General features: G+C 69.3%; 23 protein-coding genes. 10 read left to right on the plus strand and 13 right to left on the minus strand.

What is annotated here, in order from left to right; translation table 11 throughout:
• Together Q8791_RS27055 and mobF are read right to left on the minus strand one after the other, a co-directional pair.
• On the minus strand, positions 1-716 hold a 716-nt coding region (locus Q8791_RS27055; protein ID WP_330094646.1), incomplete at its 3' end, for a DUF3159 domain-containing protein.
• 281 nt (positions 717-997) lie between these two features.
• The gene (mobF, locus tag Q8791_RS27060; protein WP_330094647.1) at positions 998-4,591 is read right to left on the minus strand and encodes a MobF family relaxase; all 3,594 of its coding nucleotides are present in this window, start codon (positions 4,589-4,591) and stop codon (positions 998-1,000) included.
• A 589-nt stretch (positions 4,592-5,180) separates the two neighbouring features.
• On the opposite strand from mobF, the gene Q8791_RS27065 reads away from it, so the two are divergent.
• From Q8791_RS27065 to Q8791_RS27080, 4 genes are all read left to right on the plus strand, one after another.
• Positions 5,181-5,594 carry a DUF3052 domain-containing protein gene (locus Q8791_RS27065; RefSeq protein WP_330094648.1) on the plus strand — a complete coding sequence of 138 codons (414 nt, stop codon included), beginning with the start codon at positions 5,181-5,183 and terminating at the stop codon, positions 5,592-5,594.
• A gap of 338 nt (positions 5,595-5,932) precedes the next feature.
• Positions 5,933-6,274 carry an ArsR/SmtB family transcription factor gene (locus Q8791_RS27070; RefSeq protein WP_330094649.1) on the plus strand — a complete coding sequence of 114 codons (342 nt, stop codon included), beginning with the start codon at positions 5,933-5,935 and terminating at the stop codon, positions 6,272-6,274.
• Positions 6,275-6,277: 3 nt separating this feature from the next.
• Positions 6,278-6,784, plus strand: a complete 507-nt coding sequence (locus Q8791_RS27075) for an SRPBCC family protein (RefSeq protein WP_330094650.1) — start codon at positions 6,278-6,280, stop codon at positions 6,782-6,784.
• Positions 6,784-7,404, plus strand: a complete 621-nt coding sequence (locus Q8791_RS27080) for a dihydrofolate reductase family protein (RefSeq protein WP_330094651.1) — start codon at positions 6,784-6,786, stop codon at positions 7,402-7,404. Before Q8791_RS27075 ends, Q8791_RS27080 begins: the two co-directional genes overlap by 1 nt.
• 158 nt (positions 7,405-7,562) lie before the next feature.
• On the opposite strand, the gene Q8791_RS27085 is transcribed toward Q8791_RS27080, so the two are convergent.
• Positions 7,563-8,522: a tyrosine-type recombinase/integrase gene (locus tag Q8791_RS27085; protein WP_330094652.1), complete on the minus strand. Its 960-nt coding sequence runs from the start codon at positions 8,520-8,522 to the stop codon at positions 7,563-7,565.
• Between the two features lie 905 nt (positions 8,523-9,427).
• Between Q8791_RS27085 and Q8791_RS27090 the strand changes: the two genes are divergently transcribed.
• Positions 9,428-11,263 (plus strand): AAA family ATPase, encoded by a 1,836-nt coding sequence (locus tag Q8791_RS27090; RefSeq protein WP_330094653.1) that lies wholly within the window; start codon positions 9,428-9,430, stop codon positions 11,261-11,263.
• A 315-nt stretch (positions 11,264-11,578) separates the two neighbouring features.
• Here Q8791_RS27090 and Q8791_RS27095 read toward each other — a convergent pair whose 3' ends face one another.
• Positions 11,579-12,448, minus strand: a complete 870-nt coding sequence (locus Q8791_RS27095) for an SDR family NAD(P)-dependent oxidoreductase (RefSeq protein WP_330094654.1) — start codon at positions 12,446-12,448, stop codon at positions 11,579-11,581.
• Between the two features lie 131 nt (positions 12,449-12,579).
• On the opposite strand from Q8791_RS27095, the gene Q8791_RS27100 reads away from it, so the two are divergent.
• Positions 12,580-13,125: a TetR/AcrR family transcriptional regulator gene (locus tag Q8791_RS27100; RefSeq protein ID WP_330094655.1), complete on the plus strand. Its 546-nt coding sequence runs from the start codon at positions 12,580-12,582 to the stop codon at positions 13,123-13,125.
• A 319-nt stretch (positions 13,126-13,444) separates the two neighbouring features.
• On the opposite strand, the gene Q8791_RS27105 is transcribed toward Q8791_RS27100, so the two are convergent.
• From Q8791_RS27105 to Q8791_RS27120, 4 genes are all read right to left on the minus strand, one after another.
• The gene (locus tag Q8791_RS27105) at positions 13,445-13,900 is read right to left on the minus strand and encodes a hypothetical protein (RefSeq protein ID WP_330094656.1); all 456 of its coding nucleotides are present in this window, start codon (positions 13,898-13,900) and stop codon (positions 13,445-13,447) included.
• 325 nt (positions 13,901-14,225) lie between these two features.
• Positions 14,226-14,819 carry a hypothetical protein gene (locus Q8791_RS27110; protein WP_330094657.1) on the minus strand — a complete coding sequence of 198 codons (594 nt, stop codon included), beginning with the start codon at positions 14,817-14,819 and terminating at the stop codon, positions 14,226-14,228.
• Positions 14,820-15,019: 200 nt separating this feature from the next.
• Complete coding sequence (locus Q8791_RS27115) at positions 15,020-15,211, minus strand: hypothetical protein (RefSeq protein WP_330094658.1); 192 nt, start codon at positions 15,209-15,211, stop codon at positions 15,020-15,022.
• Positions 15,212-15,334: 123 nt separating this feature from the next.
• Positions 15,335-16,042 (minus strand): SMP-30/gluconolactonase/LRE family protein, encoded by a 708-nt coding sequence (locus tag Q8791_RS27120; protein WP_330094659.1) that lies wholly within the window; start codon positions 16,040-16,042, stop codon positions 15,335-15,337.
• 757 nt (positions 16,043-16,799) lie between these two features.
• Here Q8791_RS27120 and Q8791_RS27125 point away from each other — a divergent pair.
• Together Q8791_RS27125 and Q8791_RS27130 are read left to right on the plus strand one after the other, a co-directional pair.
• Positions 16,800-18,170 (plus strand): hypothetical protein, encoded by a 1,371-nt coding sequence (locus tag Q8791_RS27125; protein ID WP_330094660.1) that lies wholly within the window; start codon positions 16,800-16,802, stop codon positions 18,168-18,170.
• A 137-nt stretch (positions 18,171-18,307) separates the two neighbouring features.
• Positions 18,308-18,733 (plus strand): DUF3052 domain-containing protein, encoded by a 426-nt coding sequence (locus tag Q8791_RS27130; RefSeq protein ID WP_330094661.1) that lies wholly within the window; start codon positions 18,308-18,310, stop codon positions 18,731-18,733.
• 125 nt (positions 18,734-18,858) lie between these two features.
• Here Q8791_RS27130 and Q8791_RS27135 read toward each other — a convergent pair whose 3' ends face one another.
• Both Q8791_RS27135 and Q8791_RS27140 read right to left on the minus strand, forming a co-directional pair.
• Entirely contained in the window at positions 18,859-19,431 is a 573-nt protein-coding gene (locus Q8791_RS27135) for a hypothetical protein (protein WP_330094662.1), read from the minus strand.
• 800 nt (positions 19,432-20,231) lie between these two features.
• Positions 20,232-20,438, minus strand: a complete 207-nt coding sequence (locus Q8791_RS27140; RefSeq protein ID WP_330094663.1) for a hypothetical protein — start codon at positions 20,436-20,438, stop codon at positions 20,232-20,234.
• A gap of 208 nt (positions 20,439-20,646) precedes the next feature.
• Here Q8791_RS27140 and Q8791_RS27145 point away from each other — a divergent pair, with 208 nt between their 5' ends.
• Complete coding sequence (locus Q8791_RS27145; RefSeq protein ID WP_330094664.1) at positions 20,647-22,473, plus strand: SEL1-like repeat protein; 1,827 nt, start codon at positions 20,647-20,649, stop codon at positions 22,471-22,473.
• 158 nt (positions 22,474-22,631) lie between these two features.
• Entirely contained in the window at positions 22,632-22,820 is a 189-nt protein-coding gene (locus Q8791_RS27150) for a hypothetical protein (RefSeq protein WP_330094665.1), read from the plus strand.
• Between the two features lie 268 nt (positions 22,821-23,088).
• Here the strand turns inward: Q8791_RS27150 and Q8791_RS27155 are convergent, their stop codons facing one another.
• The 3 genes from Q8791_RS27155 to Q8791_RS27165 form a co-directional block, all read right to left on the minus strand.
• Positions 23,089-23,478 (minus strand): hypothetical protein, encoded by a 390-nt coding sequence (locus Q8791_RS27155; RefSeq protein ID WP_330094666.1) that lies wholly within the window; start codon positions 23,476-23,478, stop codon positions 23,089-23,091.
• Positions 23,475-24,053, minus strand: a complete 579-nt coding sequence (locus Q8791_RS27160; RefSeq protein WP_330094667.1) for an NUDIX hydrolase — start codon at positions 24,051-24,053, stop codon at positions 23,475-23,477. The genes Q8791_RS27155 and Q8791_RS27160 overlap by 4 nt, the downstream gene beginning before the upstream one ends.
• A 144-nt stretch (positions 24,054-24,197) precedes the next feature.
• The gene (locus Q8791_RS27165; protein WP_330094668.1) at positions 24,198-24,584 is read right to left on the minus strand and encodes a hypothetical protein; all 387 of its coding nucleotides are present in this window, start codon (positions 24,582-24,584) and stop codon (positions 24,198-24,200) included.
• Positions 24,585-24,609 lie beyond the last annotated feature (25 nt).

A 24,609-nucleotide genomic window follows, 5' to 3' on the forward strand; every position in this document is an offset into this window, starting at 1 on the left:
TTGGTGGAGCGGCGGAAGGCCCAGATGACGACGACGGCGGCCAGGGCGGTCAGGGGGATGCCGGTGACGGTGTCGGCGATGGCCAGGCCGGTGGTGGAGTCGGCGAGGTAGAGCCACTGGCGGACGACGAACCGGCCGGCGAACAGCGCCATGACGGCGAGGGTGGCCAGGTCGTGGATGCGCAGGGTGGGCCGGTCCTGGCGCCAGGGGTGGGTGCCCCCGTGCACCGCGTTCCAGATCACCCCGGTCAGGGGGCGTCGCACCACGAGCGAGACGAGCGTGAGGACGGCCCCGGCGAAGGACGCCCAGATCCCGATCAGGAAGAAGTCGTTGGCCGACCCGGTCATCGCCGAGACGCCCCCGGCCACGGCGACGCCGAACACGCCTCCCAGCGCGGCCATGAGCTTCTCCCCGCGCCACATCCGGAACACCGCCAGCACCGCGGCGATGGCGATCGCGGCCCCGATCGCGGCGGCCAGGGAGACGAAGGGCACCACTGCTGCGAAGACCACGACCGGAAGGGTCGTGTAGACCATCCCGGACGTTCCGCCCAGCTGGTCCAGCACCGCCTGCTTGGTACTGACCGGCTCCTCGGCCTGGGCGGCATCGTCGTGGGTGCGGTGGTCGACGGTCACGGTCATGGCGCCCTCCCGGGTGAGGAGATCGGCGCTGGGTGTGTGGGTGCGAACGCGGTCGATCAGATCGGCGGGGGCCATCTCGTTCCCTTCGTTCGTGGTCGGCTGATATCCACACAACGCTGTGCCGCTACGGCACACTCAACCCTCCGTCGCGGTGACCTGAGTCACTCTCCATGCGTGGGTGCGGAGATCTCTGGCCCCTGGAAGCCTGCGCCACGGCCTTGGTCCAGGCGGGGTTCTGGCGCCTGCCACGAGGCGTTGCTCGCGTCGGATGGGCGCCAGGTTCGCGTCCGGCTACGGGGGTCCCGGGGGCTGGCCCCCGGGTACCACCAGGCACCCGCCACGCCTTGCTGGGGCCTCTACCGGCCGTAGCCGTACCCGCGTGTGGGCTTGGGGGTGTGGGTCGGGGGCCGGTGGGAGTGGGACGGGCTCCGCGGGGGCGTGCGCGGGATGCGGGCCGCCCGTTCGTTGGCGGCCTTCTGCGACGCCAGCCAGTCCGCGCGCGCGGCCTCGATCTCCAGGGCCGGCAGCTGGTCGGTGTCCAGGGCGGCCAGTTCCGCGCGGGTCATCCCCCGGGACAGCGCGGTCGGCTCCAGTTTCTCCAGGCGCCGGCGCCTCTGTTCGGCCTGGGCGGCCTCGCGCTCCTGGCGCTCGCGGCCCGCCTTGGCCTGCTCGGATAGCTCGCGGGCCTGGGCGCGCAGGGCGCTGACCTGGGCGGAGGTCTGGTGGATCCTCTCGCGCGCCTGGTGGGCGGCGGTGCGGGCCGTGGACGGTTTCGTCCTGTCCAGCAGCAGGCGTATCCGGCCGATCTCGGCGCGCTGTTCGGCCAGGCGGTACTCCTGGCGGCGCAGGGGCAGCACCTCGTCCCTCAGGTACTTCGCGGTCTCTCTCAGAGCGGCGGCCTGGGCGGCCTGGGTCTCGTGCTCGGGCACCTGGCCGTCGGCGGGGGGCTCGTGGTCGGCGGCCGGGTCGGGGCGGGCGGGGACGACCTCGCCCAGCGGCGGGGCGGCCTCTTCGAGTTCGGCCAGGACCAGGCCTGTCTCGTCGTCGGTGAGGGTGTCGGCGTAGGCGGCGATGACCCGCGCGCACTGCTCAGCCTCGCTGCGGGCCTCTCCCCGGCGCTGGCGGACCGTGTCCGGTTCCACCTCGAGAGCGGGCAGGTACAGGTCGGTGCGCTCCCGGGCGCGCGACATGGCCGCGTACAGCCCGTGGGCGTCGGCTCCCAGGCCGTAGACATGGGCGCGGTCGCAGGTCAGGCCCTGGGCGGAGGCGATCGTGGACGCGTACCCGTGGGAGAGGTCCCCGCGTGTGATGGCCTCGGGGGTGATCCAGGCCTGTTCGAGGGTGTCGGCGCGGCGCCACTCGAAGAGCGCCCCGCGTGTAGGGTCGACCTCGCGGATCAGGCCGCGGTAGCCGTTGAGCACGTCCGGGTCGGAGCTGCTGCGGGAGCGGTAGTCGTTGGCGCGCATGCGCGCCTGGTCCCCGGCGGCCAGGGCCAGGCGCTCACCCGAGCCCAGTGTCCACGTGGTGTCGGGGCCGGTGAGCAGGCCTTCCGCGCGGGCGAACGCCCGGCCGTGGGTGTTGAGCTGTTCCACGTCGGCGTTGGTGGCGGCCAGCATGAGCACCCGCTCGACGGCGTCGTGCGCATCGCGCAGGCGGGACCGGTCTTCCCACCAGCCCGCCGCCATCTGTCCCAGGGCCGCGTCGGCGTCGACGGCGGCGCGGACCATGCCGCGCTCACCCCACATGGCCAGCGCGGACCGGCGCGCACCGGTCCGCCACGCCTCCAGCGTCTGGCGGTCGATCTCGCTGCGTTGGCGGCGGTTCTCGTGCAGCTCCGCCCCGTCGACGGCCTGGTGCACGTGGGTGAAGGACCCGCCGGCGGCCACGGACTTGAGCTGGAGGGGGTCGCCGATCATGACGAGTTTGGTGCCGGTGCGCCCGGCCTCGTCCACCAGCGCGGCCAGGTCGCGGTCGCCGACCATGGCGGCTTCGTCCAGGACCAGGACGTCGACGCCCTCCAGGCCGGGGCCGGTGGCGATGCGGCGCTGCCAGGAGGCGACCGTGCGCGAGGCGATCCCGGCCTCGGCGCGCAGGCCAGCGGCCGCGACGGCGGCGACGGCCGCCCCCTCGACCCGGAGCCCGGAGGCCTCCCACGCCGTGCGCGCGGCGGACATGATGGTGGTCTTCCCGGCCCCGGCGACGCCGAGGACGGTGTCGATGCCGTGGCCGTGCCCGATCAGGCGCCCGATCACCTGCACCTGCTCCTCGGAGAGGGCGAAGCCCTTCGCCTTCTGCCAGGCCTTGAGGACTTCGAGTGAGGTCTGGCCCTGCGCGATCGCCTTCCCGGCCCCGAGGCGGTCGGCGGCCGCCGTCATGATCACCCGCTCAGCTGCGGGAATGTCAGCGGATGTGTACCTGGAGGCGTTGCTCATGTGGACCGTCCCGGCCTCGGGCAGCACCACGGCCCGCCCGTCGGCCAGGACGTGGTCGGTCAGCATCTCCAGCATGGCCGCGGAGGGCAGGCCCACCCCGAGCGCCCCGGCCACGTGCGCGAGGATCTTCGCCCGGGTCACCACCTTCGTGTGGGCGGTCACCCCGGTCTCCGGATGCCACACCGCGGCCGCCAGCTCGTCCGGGGACTGCGGGCCCGGCTGCGGCCCGCCCGGTCCACGACCGGTCGTGGGGCCCTCCGGCCCCTGACCGAGTGCGGCGGCCACGACCAGGGCGGGATCGTGCCCGGCCTCCTGGGCGCGCTCGTGCCAGGAAGCGCGCTCCGAGGCGGGAGTGGAGGCGACCTTGGCGCGGGCGCTCGCACGCCCGGCCGCACGCCCCTGCGCCGCCGTGGCGCCCTCCCCGGCCACCGCCCGGATCTGCTGCGCCCGGCGCGAGAAGACGCTCCGCAGAGACGGCGGGACGCCGACGACGTCCCACCGGTTCGTGCGCGGATCCTGCTCGAAGCGCACCCCCAGCTCCCGGCTGAGTTTGGCGCGTTCCAGGGCCCGGTACAGCTCCCCCACGGCCGGGACGTGCCGCATCAGGTCCCGGCCCCCGGCGGCGATCGTGCGCCACTTGCCGTCCTCGCCGCGCGCGAGGTTGGCCAGCATGACGTGGGTGTGCAGGTGCGGGTCCCCCGGCTGCCCGTCGACAGGTCGGGCGGTGCGGTGCACCGTCATGGTCCCGATCAGCCCGCTGGTGTCCAGGCGTCGCGCGGTCTGGCCGTCGCCGTGGTGGCCGGCCATCGCGTACCCGGCCCATCCCTGCAGCGCGGCGACCGATTCGCGGACGGCCTCCAGGTGGATGCGCTCCATGCGCGCCGCGATGTGCTCGGGCGCCAGGCCCTGGAGCACGCTGATGCCCTTGGGGCGGTCGAAGGTGATGTCGTAGCCCATCACCCCGACCTGGACGCGCTGGTCACGGTGGGTACGGGCGTACTTCAGCTCCTGGTCCTCGAACACGTCCTCAAGGCCGATCCCGGCGGCGGCCGCGACCCTCTCCAGGTCCGCGACCGGGGCGCGGTGGTGCTCTCCGTCGCGCAGCAGAGCGCGCTCCAGACGCCCGACCCGCGCGGTCGACCACGGGTCGCCGGCCACCAGCTGCTCGACGGAAAGACCGCGATCGGCGGCCGCCGATTCCAGCGCCGCGACGAACACCTTCGCGGGAAGCATCGCCTGCGGGTGCACGGCGACCTTGGGCTTGACGAGCTGGCGGGGCGAATGCGGGTCCCGGCCCGCCAACAGGCGGCGCACCTCCTCGACGTCGGAGGCATTCTCCAGGACGGTCCCGGCCTCGATGCCGAACTCGGACCACCCGTCGCCGACACGCTCGATCGGGCGGTCGGCCCCGTCGAGCCGGTAGGAGACGGCGACGTCGGCGGCGGTGATCTCGTCCGCCCCGCACTGTTGCGCGAGGCGGTAGTCGCCCTGGGCGGCGTTGCTGATCTTCGTCGCCATGGCCACCGGCCCCGCCCCCTCCCGCACCCGTCTTTCGGCCCCGCAGGGGCCTCGTATCTCGTCAGAGATACCTGCGTACTCTCCTGTATTTCTGAGCACCCTAGCGACCCCGCTCCCCCACCACCAGCTGTTGACGAGCACGGGGATGTCAGTGGATCGAGCACCGACTTGTCAGCGAGCAACGAGCGCGAACATGTCAGTGCCCCTTTCAACTGACGGTGCGTGACCGCAGGAGGGGCGGCGGCGGACTCGACCCCGCCAGGGCCTTCCGTCGGCGTTCGCGCAGGTCAGGAGGTAGACCAATCCGGGCATTCCACGTGGTCTACCCGCCCCGCGTGGTCTACCCGCCCCGCGTGGTTCGTGCCCGTTTCGATGGGTTCTGGCCGCTGATAACCACCGGATAGCGGCGGCGAGGGCTGTGCCAGAGGGCGCACGACCAGAGCCGACCCTGACCGTGGGTCACACGCCCGTTGTTCTCGCCCCCGCCCCGGTGGTCGGGCGCGGGATGCACAAACCACCCCACGACACTCTTCGTATCTGGTTCGCTACAGCCAGGGCGCGGAGGTCGTGTCCGGGAACGGAGGCAGTGATGACCACGGCAGAAGAGTCGGTCAACCCCGCGGTCCGGTTGGGTTTCCAAGCGGGTCAGGTCGTCCAGGAACTCGGCGGCGGCCAGGACGTGGACCAGGATCTGCGTGCCGGGATCGTCTCGATCACGGGCAAGGATCTGGTGGACGAGGACTCCGACGAGGTCGCCGACATCGTCCTCCTGTGGTTCCGCGAGGAGGACGGGGAGCTCAGCGAGGCCCTGAACCAGGCCATCATTGCGCTGGAGGAGGACGGCGAGCTCTGGCTGGTCACCCCGAAGGTCGGCCGGGCCGGATACATCCAGCCCAGTGACATCGGGGAGTCCGCGACCGTCTCGGGACTGACCCAGCGCGCCTCGGTGAACGCCGGCGCCGATTGGATCGGCACTCGCTTCGCCCCGCCGCCGCGCCGGTAGGGAGCCGGACCACCCCCGCAGCGGAGCGTTGCGGGGGTTCATGTTCGGGTACTACCCACTGGCATCTCCGTGCTCGCGCCCACTGTCATGTTCGTGCTCGTCAACAAGTGGATCGGCGACCAAGTTGTCCGTGGGCATCGGTTGTGAAGATGTCAGTGCCGTCGCCGGCCTCTGGAGCTCTTGCTGGGCAGTGCGCTTCGCGCATCCCGCTCTGTCGGTCTCGGGCGCCGCGGCATCGGCAGTGCGGTCCCGTGCCCGCGCGGCCGGGATCGTACCGGGCATGACCTGCCCGAACCCTTTCACCTTGACGCATACCGATATGGGAATATGATTGCCCCATGGCACGAGCAGCGACGACGTCGGACGTCTTCAACGCGATCGCCGAGCCGCAGCGCCGGGAGATCCTGGCGCTGCTGCGGGAGGGCGAGCGGTCGGTGACCGAGGTGGCCCAGGAGTTGGGGATGACCCAGCCGGGGGCGTCCAAACACCTGCGGGTGCTCCGGGAGGTCGGGCTGGTGCGGGACCGCAGGGCGGGCAAGCAGCGCCTGTACGGCCTCCACGCCGACGGGCTGCGGCCCGTCCACGAGTGGACCGGCGGATTCGAGCAGTTCTGGAACGAGAGCTTCGACCGGCTGGACGCCTACGTACAGGACCTGAAGCAGACAGGGAGAGCGGAGTAACTGATGGACGCGACAGAACAGGGGACCCCGGGGCGGTCCGCGACAGCCGACCGCGAGATCGTCGTCTCCCGGATCATCGACGCCCCACCCGAGCTGGTGTTCGAGGCGTTCACCGACGTCCGACACCTGTCGCGGTGGTGGGGGCCGGAAGGGTTCACCACCACCACGCGGGCGTTCGAGTTCCGCGTCGGCGGGGAGTGGGACTTCGTGATGCACGGACCGGACGGGACGGACTACCAGGAGTGGATCACCTGGACCGAGCTCGCCCCGCCGGAACGGATCGCGCTGCTGCACGGTGAGACCCGCGACGACCCGAACGCCTTCGAATCGATCCTGAGGTTCGAGCCCGAGGGGGCGGCGACCCGGATCGAGATGCGCACGGTGTTCCCCACCAAGGAGCAGCGTGACGAGGCGGCCGAGAAGTACCACGCGGTCGAGGGCGGCCGGCAGACCCTGAACAACCTGGCTACCTACGTCACCGGGATCGCCCGGAAGGGAGCGCAGGGCTGATGGCGGGGAAGGTGTTCTTCAACGTGTCGATGTCGCTGGACGGCTTCATCGCGCCCGATTCCCCCGGGGAACTGATGGGGCGGCAGTGGATGGAACTGCAGCAGTGGATCTTCCCGCAGCGGTTCTTCCGGGAGAACCTGAAACTCGGCGAGGGCGGCGAGGAGGGACGCGACAACGACATCGTGCGGGAGACGTTCGAGCGCACCGGCGCGAGCGTGATGGGCAGGCGCATGTTCGACGCCGGTGAGCGGATGTGGCCTGAGGAGGCGCCGTTCCACACACCGGTCTTCGTCGTGACGCACACCGGGCGTGAGCCCTGGGAGCGGCCGGGCGGGACCACGTTCCACTTCGTCGACGAGGGCATCGAGTCCGCCCTCGACCGGGCCCGCGAGGCCGCCGGTGATCGCGACGTCCGCATCGCGGGCGGCGCAGCGACGATCCTGGAGTACGTGAATGCCGGCCTGGTCGACGAGTTCTCGATCGCGCTATCCCCCGTGCTGTTCGGCTCCGGAATCCGTCTGTTCGAGGGTGTGGACGCCGGACGTGTGGCACTGGAGCAGGTCCACTCGGAGCCCTCCCCGAGGGTGACGCATGTGACCTACGCCGTCCGGGAGCGGTGACCGTCCCGGCCACCGCTGGATCGTGCTCCGCGCCCGCCGCTGGTCCGGGAACGCCCACCCCGGCCCCCGGCGAAGCCCTCACCGCCCGCTGGTGCTCCCCCGACCCGGGGGTTGAGGAACATCGGAACAGGAATCCGCGCTAAGGCTCCCCGGCCTGTTCACCGGTCGGTGGTGAGCGCGTTCAGGGCGCGGGTCTTGTCGGCGTCAGTGGGCAGGGTGTAGCGGCGGGTGGTGTTGAGGTCGGCGTGGCCCATCAGCTCGGCGACCAGGACCACGTCGACCGGTGCGGCGGCCACCTCGCCGCGGCCCCGGACGAGGTCGGTGCCGAAGGTGTGGCGCAACACGTGCGGGCCGAAGGATTCGCCGTCGTCTGAGGGGCCGATGCCCGCCGCGGCCCCCAGGGTGGTCACCACGGTGTTGGCGGCGCGGGTGGACAGGCCGGCGCCGTCGCGGTTGCGGATGAGCGGGCCCGCGGCGGGGCGGCCGAGTTCGTCGAGCAGCTCCTCCAGGGTGGAGCGCACCTGGGCGTGCAGGGGGACGGTGCGGTCCTTGCCGCCCGACCTGCCCTTGCCGCGTACCCGCACGCTGCCCTTCCTCGCGGAGAGGCGGAGGTCGGCCACGTCCAGGGCGATGATCTCGGCGACCCGGAGGCCGGCGTAGTAGGCCAGGTGGCAGATCGCCCGGTCCCGCGCCGAGGCGTCGCGGGCCACGGTCCGCAAAAACCGCAGCAGCGTGCGCTGGTCCAGGGCGCGGGGCGCGCTCGGGCGGGGCAGGTGTTCGCGCACCACCGCGGGCCGACCCGAGCCGCGCAGGGCGAAGAAGGCGTCGACGGCGGACAGGCGGTTGTTGATGGTGGCCGCGCCCAGGTGGGTGCCCCGCTTGGTGCGGGTGTTCTTCAAGGTGCGGCGCCAGTCGCGCACCGCCCAGTCCCTGGCGGCCGGGTCGGTGAGGGGGTCGCCGTCCAGGGCGCCGGCCTCGCGGGCGTCGGCCAGCCAGGTGAGGAAGGCGGCGGTGTTGCGCCGGTACTTGTCGCGAGTGGCCGCCCCCAGGTCGGTGGCTGAGGCGAGACGTTCGGTGAAGGCGGCGAGTTCGGCCGCGAGGCCGTCGGGAAGGTCCACGGGGCGGCGGGGTCGCCCGGTCCGTGTGTTTCCAGAAGTGGAAACCGAGGGCTGCTGACGGCCAGGGGTTGTGTTTCCAGAAGTCACCACCGCAGTCTACTTCCGGAAATGCTCGTTTCCAGAAGTACAACACCCGGGGTGGGAGCCAGTCGGACTGCCCGCGTGCCGCTTGTCCCCTCAGGGACCTTTTGGCAAAGCACTCTCATGATGATCAGCAGGATGTCATCATGGTGATGACAATGTCATCATGGTGATGACGAAACTGTCATCGCAGTGATGACAATGTCATCATGGTGATGACATGGGAGGCAACATGGACCACGCCCAGTACAAGCAGGCCCGTGATCTGCTGCACGGAGGGCGGCTGAGCACACTGCACCCTGGGGGAGGGGAGGCCCACGACGCCATGTCCCTGGCGCAAGTACTCGCTTGCTGCTCGACACGCAGCTCCGGAAACAGCGTCACTCCCACCCAGGAGGAGGCATTGGCCGCCTTGGCGTTGTTGGCCGGCTTGCGGGAGTGGCTGAACGAGTCCGAGCCGCGGCTTGTGGACGCCGCCCGCGAGGCTGGGGCGACCTGGGGGGCGGTGGCCGGCGTGCTTCCTGGGGTAGCGGACCGGCGTGCAGCCCAGATGCGCCGCCGCCGCCAGCGCAACCCCTACACCGGACCGCTCCCCGACCAATCTCCGGACGCAATCCCGTAGCGGTCCTCCATCGAAGCCCGGCGCCCCATGGAATCGCCAAAAGCTCCATCAAAGCCACGTTCACCCAAAACTGATCACGATTGATTTCGGCCACCCTAGCCTCGGATAATTAAGCTGACCTTATGTGTTAATCGTGAGGTTTTCCCCTCACAGGCCACATCTCAGTGCGAGCATTGAACGTGACACGCTGAGGAGTGAGACCATGCTGGGAATTCGAATCGTTTCACTGGAGATCCACGGCCCCGAAGGGGCTCGCACGATTGACCTCGATCACAGCTTCGTGGCAGTCCATGGCCCCACAAACAGTGGAAAGACGTCGCTGGCGGACGCTATTTCCTACTGTTTGGGCCAGAAGGTAGAATGGAGGCTAGCGTTCAGTAAATACGTGACGCTCTGCGTTCTGCAGATCCGCATAGGACGGAAAGAGTACATTCTCCGGCGTCCTCTGGGTAAAAGCGGAGGAGAAATTGAGGTCCTCAACATCGGTCATGAGATTATCGCTCGGATGCCTGTGAAGGTTGCCAAAGACAACCCTGGACCGACCTTCTCTGACTGGATTCTGAGTGAGCTCGAACTCAAGGACTTGGTCGACTCCGACGAGATCCGAGCGCTGAACAGCAGGAGTACCCGCCTCACCTTCAACGAGGTCTGGCCTTATCTTTATCGGATGCAGAGCGAGATTGACCGGCAGGTGATCCTGCACGCAGGAGGACGCGACGGAGCACGCCGGACACTGTTCGAGTTGCTTTTTGGGCTCAGTGACCCCAAAGTCCGCATCTTGGAAACTCAGCTAAAAGAGACCCGGCGCGCTGCCAAAGAGCAGGAGCGCAGGCTCGTCCATATCCAGGGTTTCTTCTCGGAAGCTGGAACCTCTCCCGAAAGGGCAGCCGCAGAACAGGAGGATGCCCAAAAGCAATTGGAACGCCTCACCACCGCGTTGAAGAAGTACAGGACAGAGATCACCGAATGGGAGAAGACCCGCAGCGCACTCCAGGAACGGCGAAAAAACGCACAACGGCTGTGGCGGCAGGCTTCCGCGGCTCGGGGACAGGAGGCCCCCTCCCCTCAGTCGGGCCAGGTACACCACAACTACTCTCCCCAACAAAGGTGGAACTCAGCGTGCTGCCCCGCGTGCGGACAAGATCTCTTCCCCGGGCGCGCTAGCGCAGGGGAGTGCGTACTGTGTCTTCAACGAACTCCAAAGACTTCTTCCCCCTCCGCTCCGGTTCATAGCGCACCGCACACGGTAGTCCCAGGGCAAGCAGACGAGGAACTCAAAAGGGCATCCGCTGAACTCGGTCGGGCGCTCGACGCATTGGAACAACATGAGGCGGATGATCCGGCCCCCGCGCGTCTGGCCTTGATAGAACTGACAAGCCAGCGGTCCGCGTGCCAAGAGCGCATCTCCCAGCTCGCCGAGGGCATCGCCGAATCAGCCAAATTGCAGGAGTTGCGCGCTGGCATCAACTCAGCTAAAGAGCAGACTGAACACCTTAAGCGCGAAATCCTGACTGTTGAGGATCAAGTCCAGCAGCGCGGACAGATTCTGATGGAAATCGAGAAGCGCCTTCACGAGGAAATTGAGAAAATTTCCCCACCCTGGTTCGAAGGCTCAGTCAAAATGGATCGTCAGCGCTACCTTCCCCTAGTCGATGGCCAGACTTTCAGCCAGCTCGGCGGCGGCGTAAAGGCTGCGGTCAACGTAGCCTACAGCCTGGCACTTCTACGACACAGCACAGCACCTGGCGATGTGTACCCTCCACGACTTCCCTTCTTCTTGATCGTGGATGCGATCCGAAAGAACATCGGATCCAACGAATCAGACAAGGATTTCTCGTCTCGACTGTACCGGCGCGCCTTCACTGCCACCGACGTTTTTTCCTCCCATGAGGTAGGGCAAGTCATCGTTCTCGACAATGACGAGCCCCCGAAAGGGTACGTGCCCGGAAAACAGTTCAAGGATGTGCGACTTTCCCATGAGGAACCGCTAATTCCGGGAGTTTCCCATAAGGACACGGGCGAGGATCCTCTGTCTTAATTAATGCCATTTTCACGACGAGCTCTCGTGCGAACCCGTGTCGCACGAGAGACAATGATTTATGGCCGTCGTTTTTATACAGGCCTCCGCGCGCCGATAAGTGAACCTTATCGGCGGTGTGTCATCCCTGATTGACGGATCCGGGCACGAGGCAGCCCCCGCGCGACGTCGCGTTGCGCGGGGGCTGTCGTGACCTCGCCGTGACCTCGGGCGGGGGTCTGCCGCCAGATCCTGTAGCGATCCTCCTCGACCCGGCTACCTTGCGGCTCGCCGGGCGTTCGGGAGCACCGGGCCAAGTACGTCGGAAACCGAGACTTAGAGTGGCAGCGAGACCTTCGCGAGTTGCTCGAGCTCACGCCATAGGTCATCGGCGGAAACGGCTGCTTTCGTCAGGCGGGGGGCGAGAACTCGTTCCGGCAGTCCGCGCCTGCCGTTGGCGGGTGAGAGAAGTTCGCCGCCACTCAGGTTGGGATCGACGAGAGCGCGCACAGCCGACCACGCGGCCGCATCCTTGCCTTGCGCCCACAGCGTGAAGGGATTGCGTCGGTACGGGGTGGTCGAATCGCGCACGCCGGCGCGTTCGGGGGTGTGGGCGTCAACGCCGACGCCGGGTCGCGTGACAATGGACGCGGCGGGCAGTCCTCGGGAGCGCAGGCGGCGGTCGAGCTCGAAGGCGAAGATCTCGGTGACCGCCTTCGCGTGCGTGTATGCGCCGATGCCGGTGCGGTGCGCGCGATGCGCGTCGTCGACGTCGGCGCGCAGCAGGTCGACGAAGCTCGTCGACGTGTGTGCGATGCGGAGGTCGCCGTGGGCGGACTCTCGAGTCGCGAGCGTGGGCAATAGCGCGGCGACGAGCGCCACGTTGGCCACGACGTGCGCTCCGAGTATGGACGGCAGGCCGTCAGCGGTGCGCGCCGCCTGGTCGAAAGTCATGGGGCCGCCGTTGAGCAGAACTCCGTCAAGGCGCGGCAGGGCGGCGAGCGTCGCTCCGGCATCGGCGACCGATGCAAGCGAGGCGAGGTCGACCTCAAGTGTGTGAGTGCGCACATTCGGAACATGCGAGCGCAGGGTCGATGCGGCGGCCTCGAGCCGCGCGGTCGAGCGCGACGCCAGTACGACCTCGGCGCCAGCGGCTGCGAGCTGCTCCGCGGCGAAGTAGCCGATGCCGGAACTCGCGCCGGTCACGGCGAAGACGCGACCAGCCAGGTTAGGGAGGGCATGGGGCGCCCAGGGCAGGTCAGCTGCTCTATGTGGATGATTCATCCGTTTCACTGTAGCGCATGTGGATAGTTCATCAACTTAGCTACGCTGACGGCATGACTCCTCGTGCCGACGCCCTTCGCTCACGCGAGCGCATCCTCGAAGCCGCTCGTGCCATCCCGGTGCGCGACCTGCGCCTCAACGATCTGTCTGTAGCTGCCGGCGTTGGGGTGGGCACGGTGTACAGGCACTTCCCTACGGTGCCTGCTCTGGTCGAAGCTCTGAACGTCGATGCGCTGGCTGTTCTCCTCGATCATGCGCGCGCGGCGGCCGCGCTCGAGGATCCCGCCGATGCCTTCGCCGACTTCGTCCGCCATGCTGTCGCTCTGCTCGTCGAACGCGAAGGGCTGCAAGACCTCATCGTCCTTCCTCCCGCGTCGCCCGCGGTCGCCGCGCTCGTGGGCGAGCTGCATGTGACGTCGGCAGCCCTGCTCGCCTCCGCGCAGGTCGCAGCTGTCGTGCGCGCCGATGTCACCGTCGGCCACATCGAACGCCTTGTGTGCGGCATCGAGCACGCTGTTCGACTCGGCGAAGAGTCGGACCGCGCACTACTGATGGACGTGATGCTGGCAGGGCTGCGGCCGGGGGCAGTGGCGCCGTGACCGGCCTCGCGCAACGCTTTGCGCCGATGGCGGCCACCGGCCCGCACGCGCAACTGCTCGCGCGGCGCATCACTGCCGCGGGCCCCGAGATCGGGGGCGAACCAAGTAAGCCGGAAAGAGGTAACGGGGTTCTTCAGCGAAGCTCGGAGGCGGTCCGGCCGCACTGGTAAGAGCAGTTACCGGCGGCCAGAACCAGGCGATACCGGGGCGAAACACACCGAATCGCTAGACCACTCCACGCGGCCGGATTGGTCTACCTCTTGACCTGCGGAAACGCAGGCCCGTTGCCCCTCTCCGGCTTATCTTGTCCGCCCCCCTTCTAGCCACGGTCCGAGTCGTAACCCCACCGCGCCCGGCCGTCGTGGCCCATGAAGCACTCGGCGGGACGCCCGTCCACAGCGATGCCGAGAGCACCGACGGGAGCGCAATCCGACCCGAACTGGATACCTGTCTGGGCACTGGAATCCTCGTCGTCCCTCCCACCGGTGTCGTCTTCTTCCTCCGTTGGGGGGGCGGGTTCCTCCGGAGGTTCGGGCGGGGTGAGGGCCTCGACCTCCGCTTCCTCTTCCTCCTCTGGGGGGTCGGACGGAGTCGCGGTGTCGGCCTGTGCTGTGGGGCTCGGCTCGGGCTCTGGTGTCGGCCCGTCATTGATGCTGTTGGACGTCAGGATCGCGAGTGTGCCGAAAAGCGCCACCACGGCGGCAACGACTACGCAGCCTCCCGCAGTGATAGCACCCCAGATCCAGGCGTCTGCGATGCCACTTCGTCTGCTCATGATGTTTTCCCATGCTGATGATCGTCTCGCAGGGCAGCAGACGACGGGCGGGGAAGGCCGGTCTGAATCGGGACGGTAGCAGACCCAGCGGCCCGATATGGGGGGTGCGAACATCGGGGCTCTTCTGGCTCGCTGACCAGGCGCGGGGGAAGAACGCGAACCCCGACCCGGCTACCTTGCCCTCGCGCCGCAATCTGACCCGTCATTGCGGGTGACGTCGGCGCCGTCTATGCTCGACAGTGCTGGTCCCCGTGGGGGACCGGAAGTAGAGCCAGGCGACCTGGGGCAGACCGGGACCCTGGCTCGGCGCATGTCCGGGCCCTTTTCAGCAGCCGGTGTCGACGTCGAAGTCGTAGATCCGCTCGGCCAGGATGCTCCGGTAGCTCTCCTCGCCATGTCGGTCGGCGCGGACCGCTCCGGCCAGGACGTCGGCCACCCACAGCAGCGGCTCGACCGCGCCGGCGGTGTGCTCGATGGCGAACCGGGTTCCCTTGGGCAGCGCACGGCGGGCGCCGATGACGGCGCGGATGTCGCGCTGGTCCAGGTCGCGGGTGCGCGACTCCATGACCAGGGTGCTGACGCCGTACCCGTACAGCTCGGCCACCAGGTGTTCCAGGCAGCGGGCGCGGGCGCGCTCCTGGCGCCGCGGCGGGACGGGGGTGCCCACGGCCACGATGTGCATGCCCTCGATGGCGGCGACCCGGGTCGCGGCCCTCTTGCGCTCCTGGCGGTCCATCTCGGTCCAGTGCGTCTTGCCGGTGCGGCGGGTGCCGCGCAGGTCGAGCATGACCTGGCGGGCGTGGTCCAGGTGCGCGGGGTCGATCACGGCGGTGGCCACGACGTAGTACCCGCGCTCGCGGTCCTCCAGGAAGGACTCGTCGGCGTAGGCGACCAGGCCGCCCGGGGGGAACAAGAGCATGGCTCCAGGATTCCAGCTGGGCACGCCAAACGCAGCAGCCTGTGGATAACCCCGGATCGCCTCGTAGAACAGCTGCTCACGGCTTCGCGTGGCCGTGACCTGCGATGTATCATCGTACGCGCGTTCGAGGAGGGAAGCCCCGGACGCAAGAAGGCCCGCGCCCCTGAGGGGCGCGGGCCTTCTTCGGCATGGTTTGGAGGCTACTCGTCGTCGGTCTTCTCGCCCTTGAGCCGCTGGAGCATCTTGCCGGCCCTGGAGGGGTCCTTGCCCGCTGCCTTGACGAACCGCATCGTGCTGTCGGCGTGATCGAGCAAGCGGAACAGGTCCCCGCGCTCGACGTCGCTGTAGATGTCGGAAATCGCCTGGCGATAGGCGGTGCTGGCGTACTCCAAGCGGAAGGCGGGAGTGCTAGGAAGAACTCCTGCTCGTCGTCCTCCTCGACCCGGCTACCTTGCGGCTCGCCGGGCGTTCGGAAGCACCGGGCCATATGAGAGCGGCGGCTCCTTGTGGCCAGATCAGGCGCGGGGCAGACTCAGGATGCGGTTGTCGGCGGTGGAGCTGACCAGGAAGCGATCACCCACGGGTACGGCCACGGTCGCGGAGTTGACCTCCTCCAGGCCCTGGACCTCGGTCGAGGAGACCTCGAAGGTGTCGGGGTCGACCTCCTCGATAAGGAAGGGCCCGTCGCAGTCCTCCAACGCGGTCTCCACGCACGCCCTGGCGCCCTCCAAAGTGGTGAACCCGACCATGTACAGCTCGCCGTCGGCTCCCACGCTCATGTTGTCGGGAGCCATGTTCAGCTCGGCCTGGTCCACGACCTCCTGCTCCCGCAGGTCGTATTTGACTACCTCCCTGCCGGTGTAGACAGCGAAGTAGACGTGGCGGCCCTGGGGGTCGACCTGGATGCCGTTGGGGCCGGGCAGGTTCGTGCCCGGCAGTTCCTCGATGTCCGTCCCCGGTGTCCAGTGCAGGACGTGTCCGCCGGTGTCCTGACCGGAGAACATCGCATCGACGTCGGCCAGCACCTCCTGGGAGGCCATCACCGACACGACCAGGCCACCGTCGGGAGTGCCGGCCACGTCGTTGAGGTAGGACTCCGAGGAGGCCTGGACGCAACCGCGCCAGGTCAGCTCCCCCTCGCCGATCTCGAACATCTCCACCGACTCGCGTTCGGCGTGGTTGACCACCAGCAATCGGTCGGATCCATCGGGGAGTGCGTCCACCCCCAGACCGTGGAAGCTGAAATCACCCTCCACGTGCTCGCAACCGGGGTCACCCCAGGTGTTGTCGGCCGGTTCGGTGAAAGGCTGATTGCGTCGATCAGAAGCAGGAACGCTTGTTCACGGGTCCGAGTAACACCGTCAGCCCTCTCGCCCCTGAAATGTCGACGAGATTCAGTAACGGTTCCACCGTGTTGACGAGCACGGGGATGTCAGCGCTCCCCTTCAGCTAACGGTGCGTGACCGCAGGAGAGGCGGAGCCGGGTGCCGACGAACTCCACACCGCCAGGACCTCCCGTGGGCGTTCACGCAGGTCATGAGGTAGACCAATCCGGGCATTCCACGCGGCCTACCTGCCCCGCGTGGTTCGTGCTCGTTTCACCTGGTTCTGGCCGCCGACAAGCCCCGCATGGCGGTGGCGGGACCACGCGGGCGGGAGGGGTTGTCGCTGTGGGTCACAAGCGGTGAGCCCCTGCACGACGCCCGTTCCGGCGTGTTCCTGCTCCCGTGGTTGCCCGCCCGGAACACGCACCGGATTGCGGGGCTTGAGCCACTGCTGTCCCTGCTTGCGCTCCCGGGTTCACCCGTGTTCGCTCCCCGCGGGTTTGGCTCACCCCGTCCGGGGCCATCACCTGTGCGCCCACCACGCCGCCAGCTGCGGACCGGCTCACCCGAACCGGCCCTGTGCCGAGCCTGGGCGTGGTAGGAGCCCGGAGCGGTCTCCCTCCGCCCCGCACCCCTTTTTTTCCGAGGAGTACACGTGATCACCCAGCGGTACGGCGATCTGGAGATCGCCTTCACCACCAGCTTCACCAGGGTCTTCCCCAAGCACCCGGAAAACCCCTGGCCCGCCGTGTGGCGGCCCGACGCCCCCCAGGGCTGGTTCGTCTTCGGCGACCTGGCCGTCCACAGCGCCGAGGACCCCAACGGTCGGCGCGGTGCGGTCATCGCCCGCGACCTGAGCGGCGGTCACATCCTCAAACCGGTCACCACGCTCGAAACCATCAACACCGCGTCCTTCGGCAGCATGAAGCTGTACGACATCGTGCGGCCGACACCGCCGAGCGGCTACGCCGCCGTGGGCGACTTCTTCACCAACATCAACCCGGCGTTCTACCCGGGAGTTCCGGCACCGGACCTGGGCCGGATCGCGGTGGTGGCCAAGTCCTACCAGGGCCGCTCCTACGTGCGCGCCTCAGAGATCGCCGGCAAGATCCACACCCAGGACGCCAACAGCGTGTCCGGTGCCGTGGGCCTGTGGGAGATCGGAGCGCCGATGCTGCCCGGCGACGACCAGGGCGAGCGGCTGCTGCTGCCCCTGGGCACCTTCACCGTGGTGGGCCACACCGACAAACCCTCCCCGACCGCCTCGACCTTCACCCTGGACCTGCCCGCGGTGGTGGACAAGCTCGACGTCCCCGGCACCCCGCAGCTGACCTCCTACGCCCCGCCGCCCCAGGAACAGGTCCTGGTCGACCGCACCGTGACCGTGCCCTACTTCATGGTCACCGACCCCGGCCGCGACGAGGCGTGGAAGATCGCGAACTCCCCCTTCTACAAACTCCAGCGCAAGCGCCACTTCGGGCTCGTCAAGCACGTGGACTACCAGGGGGCGGGCGGCGGCAAGATCTCCGAGTCCGTCGAGGAGGGCGTCACCCGGGAAAAGGAGGAGACCTTCTCACGGAGCACCGGGATCAGCGTCAGCGAGACGGTGGGTGTGGAGGTCTCGGCCGGAATCTTCGGCATGGGGGCCTCGGTCTCGACCAGCACCACCACATCGCAGTCCATCGAGACCGGCTACGCCAGCCGCTACAACGTGGCCACCATGCGCTCGCGCACCGTCACCGTGGAGTACGACGTGCCCGCCGACCACGCCGGCGCGCTGTGGACCGACGAGCACGAACTCATCCCCATCCGCGGCGACGGCTCGGTGGTGGTCACCACCGGCCTGTCCTTCCCCACCAACAACTACGTCGGCCGCGCCCACCCCCCGCTGACCTCCAACCCCGTCGACATCATCCCCGGCGGGTCCGCCGGTGCGCAGAGCCTGGAGGAGGCGGACCCGCACCTGTTCCCGGCCGGGGTGGCCGAGGCCCTGCGCTCGGCCCAGGCCGAGCCCGCCCCGGCCTGAGAGGGCCCGCGGTCACGGCGGGAACGGGCAGGGGGCCTGCGTGAGCGCCCGGTGTGCGCGAACCAGCCCCAAAGACTGTATGTGTCTGATTGGCTACAAGACGGGTGCGGCGGTCGCGCCCGGGAACGGAGGCAGTGATGACCACAGCGGAAGAGACGGACAACCCTGCGGCCCGGTTGGGCTTGCAGTCCGGCCAGGTCGTCCTGGAGATCGGCGGCGACCAGGACAGCGACCAGGAACTGCGCACGGGAATCGTCTCGGTCACCGGCCAGGAGCTGGTGGACGATGATCACGCGGACGGCGCCGACGTCGTGCTGCTGTGGTTCCGCGACCAGGACGGGGACCTCGGCGAGGCACTGGTCGACGCCGCCGTCTACCTGGTCGAGGGCGGCCAGATCTGGCTGCTCACCCCCAAGACCGGCCGGGACGGGTACATCGAGGCCAGTGACATCGGCGAGGCGGCCACCAGCATGGGCCTGGCCCGGCACGGTTCCGCGAGCGTCTGTACCGACTGGACGGGCACCCGCCTGACCCAGCCGCGGACCAGGAGTTCGGTCCGGTAGGGCAGCGCGGGGCGAGGCGAGGACACCGGCCCGCCCCGGGCCAGGGCCGCGGGGCGGGCCGGTGGTCTGAGTCCGTGTCGGCAGCCGGCCGCCGAGCCCGTATACCGGTCCGCCGCTGGAGCTCGTCAGTCGCTGACGGCCAGGTCTCGGGTGTGCTTGGAGAACACGCTGGTCTGGCCCAGGGCGTCGTCGAAGGCGTCACCGTGCCGCACGGCGACGAGATTGGCGCGGTCGTGCTCGCTCTCGCTCACCCGGATGCTGCCGGTGTGCTCCCGCTGGGAGATCCAGACGTCTGCCTTGTTGACGACGTCCATCCGCAGGGAGAAGGAGATCAGCCCGGAGTGAGAGCGGTCGACGAGTTCCCGCACACCCCTGATGGCGTTGTCGAGATGGCCGCCGGCGAGGTAGTAGGCGTGGCCTTTGCGCTGGCCGAGTCGCGACCACTGTCCGTTGCCCACCCGGTACAGGAGGGGCTGGTTGCGGACGCTGGCTGACGTGACGTCGGTCTGCTGGCTGATGTCGAACTTGAACTGCACGACGTCCTCGCGAGACACCTCCTCCTTGAAGACCATGTCCTTGCCCTCCCACTGTGCGAGGGGGTAGTAGTCCGTCCCGCCTTCCTTCTGCCAGTAGAGGACGAAGGGCTGGCCTCCCTTCAGCTGGGCCTTCTTGTCGCTCGAATTCCTGAACATGACCATGGTCTGCTCCAGTCGTGGTCCCGGCCTGAGGGAGTGGGCTTGAGCGGGGACGATCCGCTACGAGGCCGCTCATTACCCTTCGTAGTATCCCATGCGCTCATTGTGATCGGTGCGGGGTCGGGCAGGCGTGACAGGTGAGAGCGGAAACAGACGGGGCTGGGCCAGGTTGGGCCGGGTGCGCGCCTCGATGAACGCCGCCCCCGCAACGGAGCCCCGGCCCCCGAGGAGCCCGGCGTGCGGTAGCCAGGCCGGGAGGGCCGCTACAGGATCTGGCGCCAGACCCCCGCCGGAGGTCACGGCGAGATCACGACATTCCCGCGCGACGGTGCGTTGCGCGGGGGCTTCATCACGCCCGGATTCGTCAGCCTGGGTTGACGCACCGCCGACATGCCCCGGAAAGCGGCGGCGAGGGCTGTGCCGGAAGGCAGTCACGGACCGGGGCGTCCGTCGCGGTGGGTCACCCCAGCGGCCAGTCGCGGGCGATGCCCGGCCGCCTGCGCCGGCGAACAGGTCTGCGGTTGCGTGCTCGCGCATCCGCTCCGGCGTGAGCGGCACCGGCAGGAATGCCAGGCCAGGGCGTCGGCCCCGTGAACAGATCGACCGCAGATAACCCCGGGTTATCTGCGGCAGCGCCGCTCCGCCGCTGTTCCGAGCAGCGGTTCTTCGAGCCAAGCGCTGGATGACCCCCGGTGGTTATCCGCGATACCGGCCCGCTGGAGCCCGTGGCGCACGATCCTGTTCCGTTGCTCCTCACGCCCCTTGTCCTGTTGCCGGGCCTTCGGGAGAACCAGGCCCGGAAGCTAAGAGCGCGGTTCTTCGTCGGACCCGCGGTGGGGGCGCAGCAGGGCCAGGACCTGTCGGGCGCGGCGGCGTCGGCGGGCATCGCGCGACCACACGGCCGGGGTGGCCACGAGTAGGACGAGCAGGAGCAGGGGCCAGGTGTCGGCGGTGCCCAGGAGGGCGACCACCAGGTCCAGGGCCGGTTCGGAAAGGGTGTATGCGGGCATCGGGGGTTCCTCCATCAGGGGTGGGCGGATCGGGATGCGATCAGCCTGAACCCGCCCTGAGGGGGTGTGGACGCGCCCGGACACCGGTGGCCAAGTCCGGCCGAACATTGACAGAACCGGGTGCCTGGAAGCCCGTGCTGGCAGGATGTCTGACAGTTCCGGACACCCGCGGACCACCCCCCGCCCCCTCTTCCGCACAGGAGCCGGTGTGCCCCGACCCTGGAAACGCCCCGACCTGCCCCCGGGCCCGCTCGGTGAGCTCAACCGCGCGCTGCACGAGCTGCACCACCGCGCCGGCTGGCCCTCCTCCCGCGAGATCCAGCGGTCCCTGGAGGACAAGGGGGTGCCCATGTCCCACACCAAGGTCCACGACACCCTCACCAAACCGGACCTGCCCGTCCAGGGTGCGGTCGAGATGATCACCGAGGTCCTGGTCGAGGCGGTCCGCGGCGCTGACGTGGAGGCCGAGGTCGCCCGGCTGCTGGGACTGTGGCGGCAGGCGGCCCTGGGTGACCGGTCCCCGGAGCAGACGGCGCCGGAAGGCCCCGCTGAGGAGGTCTCCCTCCCTGCGGGTAGGACCGGCGGAGCGCAGTGGGAGGAGCCCGCAGAAGAGGAGAAGCCGTCCCCGGCCTTCGATCGCCCTCACCAGGACGAGGGGCCCCGCGGGTCGCAGGCCCCGCCCCCCGAGGAGAGTCCGATGGACCGGCTCCGCCGTGCCCTCGAGGCCGGGGAGGACGCCGAGGCCCTGTACGAGCATGTCGAGTTGCTGCAGGACCTGGGCCAGAGTGAGGAAGTCGCGGAGGTGTGCCGCGCCTTTGCGGAGGCGGGTGATACCCGGGCCATGCTCATCCTGGCGAGCATGGACGACGACCCTGTCAAGGCCGAGCAGTGGTGGCGGCGGGCGGCCGAGGCCGGCAACGCCGATGCGATGTCACGGCTGGGCCGGTCGGCTCAGGAAGCCGGTCGCGTTCAGGAGGCCGAGCGGTGGTACCGCCAGGGGGTCGAGGCCGGCGACACCGATGCGATGACTCGGCTGGGCTCGTTGGCGGAGAGGACGGGACGGTTCCAGGAGGCCGAGCGGTGGTACCAGCGAGCTCTCAAAGCCGGGGATACCGACGTCTTGTGGTATCTGGGCTGCCTGGCCCAGGACACCGGCGACTTCCACGAAGCCGAGCAGTGGTACCGCCAGGGAGCCGAGGCCGGCGAAAAATACGCCCTGGAATACCTGGGCCGCCTGTTGGAGCAAGTCGGCCGTCTCCAGGAGGCCGAGCAGTGGTACCGCCGGGGAGCCGAGGCCGGGGACCCCGATGCCAGGGAGAGCCTGGACGAACTGGCGAGGACGGTCGTCCGTCGCGAGGAGGCCGCGAAGAAGTACCGCAAGAGTGTAGAGACCGGTGGCACCGACTACCACTTGTACAAGGGCTCTTTTGCTGAGCGGGCTGGCCTGCTCGAGGAGGCCGAGAGGTGGTACAGCCAGGGTGCCGAAGAAGGAGACGCCAGTGCTATGTGGAGCCTGGGTCTCTTGTCTGAGAAGGCTGGCCGTCTTTGGGAAGCCGAGCGATGGTACCGGCGCGCTCTCCGAGCAGGCGATGACGACGTCCTGCACTTCCTGGGCCGTTTGGCGCAGAGGACGGGCCACTTCCAGGAGGCCGAGCAGTGGTACCGCCAGAGTGCCGAAGCCGGCAAGTCGTCAAGTAAACGGGCCTTGGGCGATCTGTTAACAAGGGTGGGGCGCCTTCAAGAAGCCGAGCAGTGGTACCGCCAGGCGGCCGAGGCCGGGGACACCAGTGCCATGTGGGACCTCAGCCGCCTCTTGGAAAAAGACGGACGCTCCCAGGAAGCAGAGCAGTGGCGGCTCCGACGTGAGAGGGCTGAGGACGACGATGCTTCGAAATCCGCCCCGCCGTCCCAGCGTGAGAAGGCAACGGGGAACACGTCCGTGTCATCTCAGGCCGGAAACGGATGTGCGGTCCTGCTCTTCTTTTTGCTTGCCGCGCCCACCGCGATGATGGCCGTACAGACGATCGTGGGGTGATCACCGGCCTCCACCAGAATTGCCCCTTAGGCGCCCGGCCGCCGGGCCCCGCACGCCCAGCAGTACGGGCCGCCTCGGGGGTTCCACTCCCGACACCGCGAGCACGTGTACCGCAGGACGGTGTCTACGAGGCTGCCGACCCGGCTACCGTGACGGCCATGGCTACCCAGCACGAGCTCTCCCAGCGTCATCCCGATGTGGTCTTCACCAGCCTGCCACCCGGCGCCCACGGCAACGGGGCGATCTGGAGGGTCAGCCCGGTCGGGGCGTCGTCGCCGACCATGTGGGCGTACACCGACGAGCAGGCCGACCGCTACGCCCGGGTCGTGGCGCGCCTCTCCGGCTGAGACCCGAAAGTGCGGTGCACCGCACTTTCCCCCGACCGCCGCGAGAACACCCTGCGCTGCCCTCCCCGCCGGGGCACCGCGGTCTGGCGGCGCGGCCGTCATGGCCACCGCCGAAGACGCTGAGACGGGGTGCTGACCTGTGCGAAGGCAAAACGGCGGAGGTCCGCACTTTGCGTTCCTGCCCCCGGACACGACGAAACCCCGTCCTCCACGCAAGCGGAGGGCGGGGCTGGTTTCAGAAACGGCACCTCGACCGAGGGGCTACTTCTCAGGGCTTCAGCTGCGCGGCCAGAGCGGTCTGCAGCTCCTCCAGCACGGCGACCGCGCGGGCCATGGCGCCGGCGGGTTCTCCGTGCGCGCGGAGGTCGGCGAGCACGGCCCGGTCCGCGCGGAGCTGCCGGGTGAGCGCCCGCCGGGCGCGGGCGACGTCGGCGGTGTGCGCCCGGGTGAGCGATTCGGCGGGCAGGTGGGGGCCGCCCGCCATGTAGCCGGTGGGGGTGCGCAGGGCCCACTGCCACAGGCCCGGGTGGTCGGGATCGGGGGTGGCGCGGGCGAGCACGCCCAGGTGCGGGGGGCGGCCGCCGTCGCGGTCGACGCGCACCCACTTCCCGACCAGCAGGTCCGGGCGGGCGGGTGTGCGCAGGCAGGTCGTGCTCACTTGCGCCCTCCCAGCCAGTACTTGCCGGGGGGCTTGGTGTAGGCGGTCTCGGCCAGGTCCAGGTCGCCTCGGGTCAGCCACGGCAGACGCCCGGCCTCGTAGAGGAGTCGCAACCACACGGCCTCCAGCGAGGCGTCGGGCTGGTCGACCGGGAGGCCGCCGGCCCGGTAGTGGGCCAGCGTCGCCTGGGCCAGGGCGTCGACTTCGTGCTGGGTGTAGGCGCGGGCGCCCTGTGTTTCGCCCGGGGCAGGGATGATCTGGCCTTCGGCGGTGGCCTCGGCGACCTCCCACTGGTGTCCGGGGGTCGGTCGTGCGGGCAGGCTCGCGCACAGGTTCGGCAGGTGGCCCCGCCACAGCGTGCGGGGTGTGCCGGTGACGGTCAGCCCGACCTCTTCGCGGACTTCGGCGACCAGGGCCTGGGCGACGCTGGCGTGCTCGTCGCGGACGTGGCCGGCGACCGGGGCGGTGCCCTTGGGCCACCAGCCGCGGGTGATCATGATCAGCTGGTCGGCGGGGTCGGTGATCAGGACTCCGATCGAGGTGCCGCAGCACCGCTTCGTGGTCTGCGTGGTCATACTGGGTGTGCTCCTTCGGGAGTGGATGCGGCCCGCCCCTGGTCCTTGGTCGGAAAGGGGGCGGGCCCTCGTCGTGTGTGGACCGGGCGGTCCCCCCTGCCCACCAGACCCGGTGGGGTCTGGTGGGCAGAGGCAGCGCCCGGGTCAGCCCTGACGGCCAGCTGTGTCCAGCAGTTGGCGGGCGCGGTAGAGCGGGATGCGGGGCCGCTCGTGCGGGCTCAGCGCGTTGCCGCCCCACACCCACCCGGCGTCCCGGTCCGGGCGGTCGGGGTCCAGGCCCGTCACCTTCAGTTCGGTGACGGCCCCGTCCTCGCTCGTGCGCTGGATGAGGGTCCAGGCCAGGCCGGCGGCGTGGGCTGCGCGCAGCAGGTGATCGGCGGCCTCGGGCAGGCCCAGGTCCCAGGGCAGGCCGTCGATCGGGGTGATGAGGACCCCGCGGGCTCGGGCGCGTGCCAGGTCGGTGGCGGGGACGCGGTGGGCGTGGACGGTGCCTTCGTCGGGGCGGTCGGGGTGGTGGCCGCGGATCAACATCGTGGGCTCCTTGCGGTGGGCGGGC

It is taken from the genome of Nocardiopsis codii (assembly GCF_036327455.1).
Classification (GTDB): Bacteria; Actinomycetota; Actinomycetes; order Streptosporangiales; family Streptosporangiaceae; genus Nocardiopsis; species Nocardiopsis codii.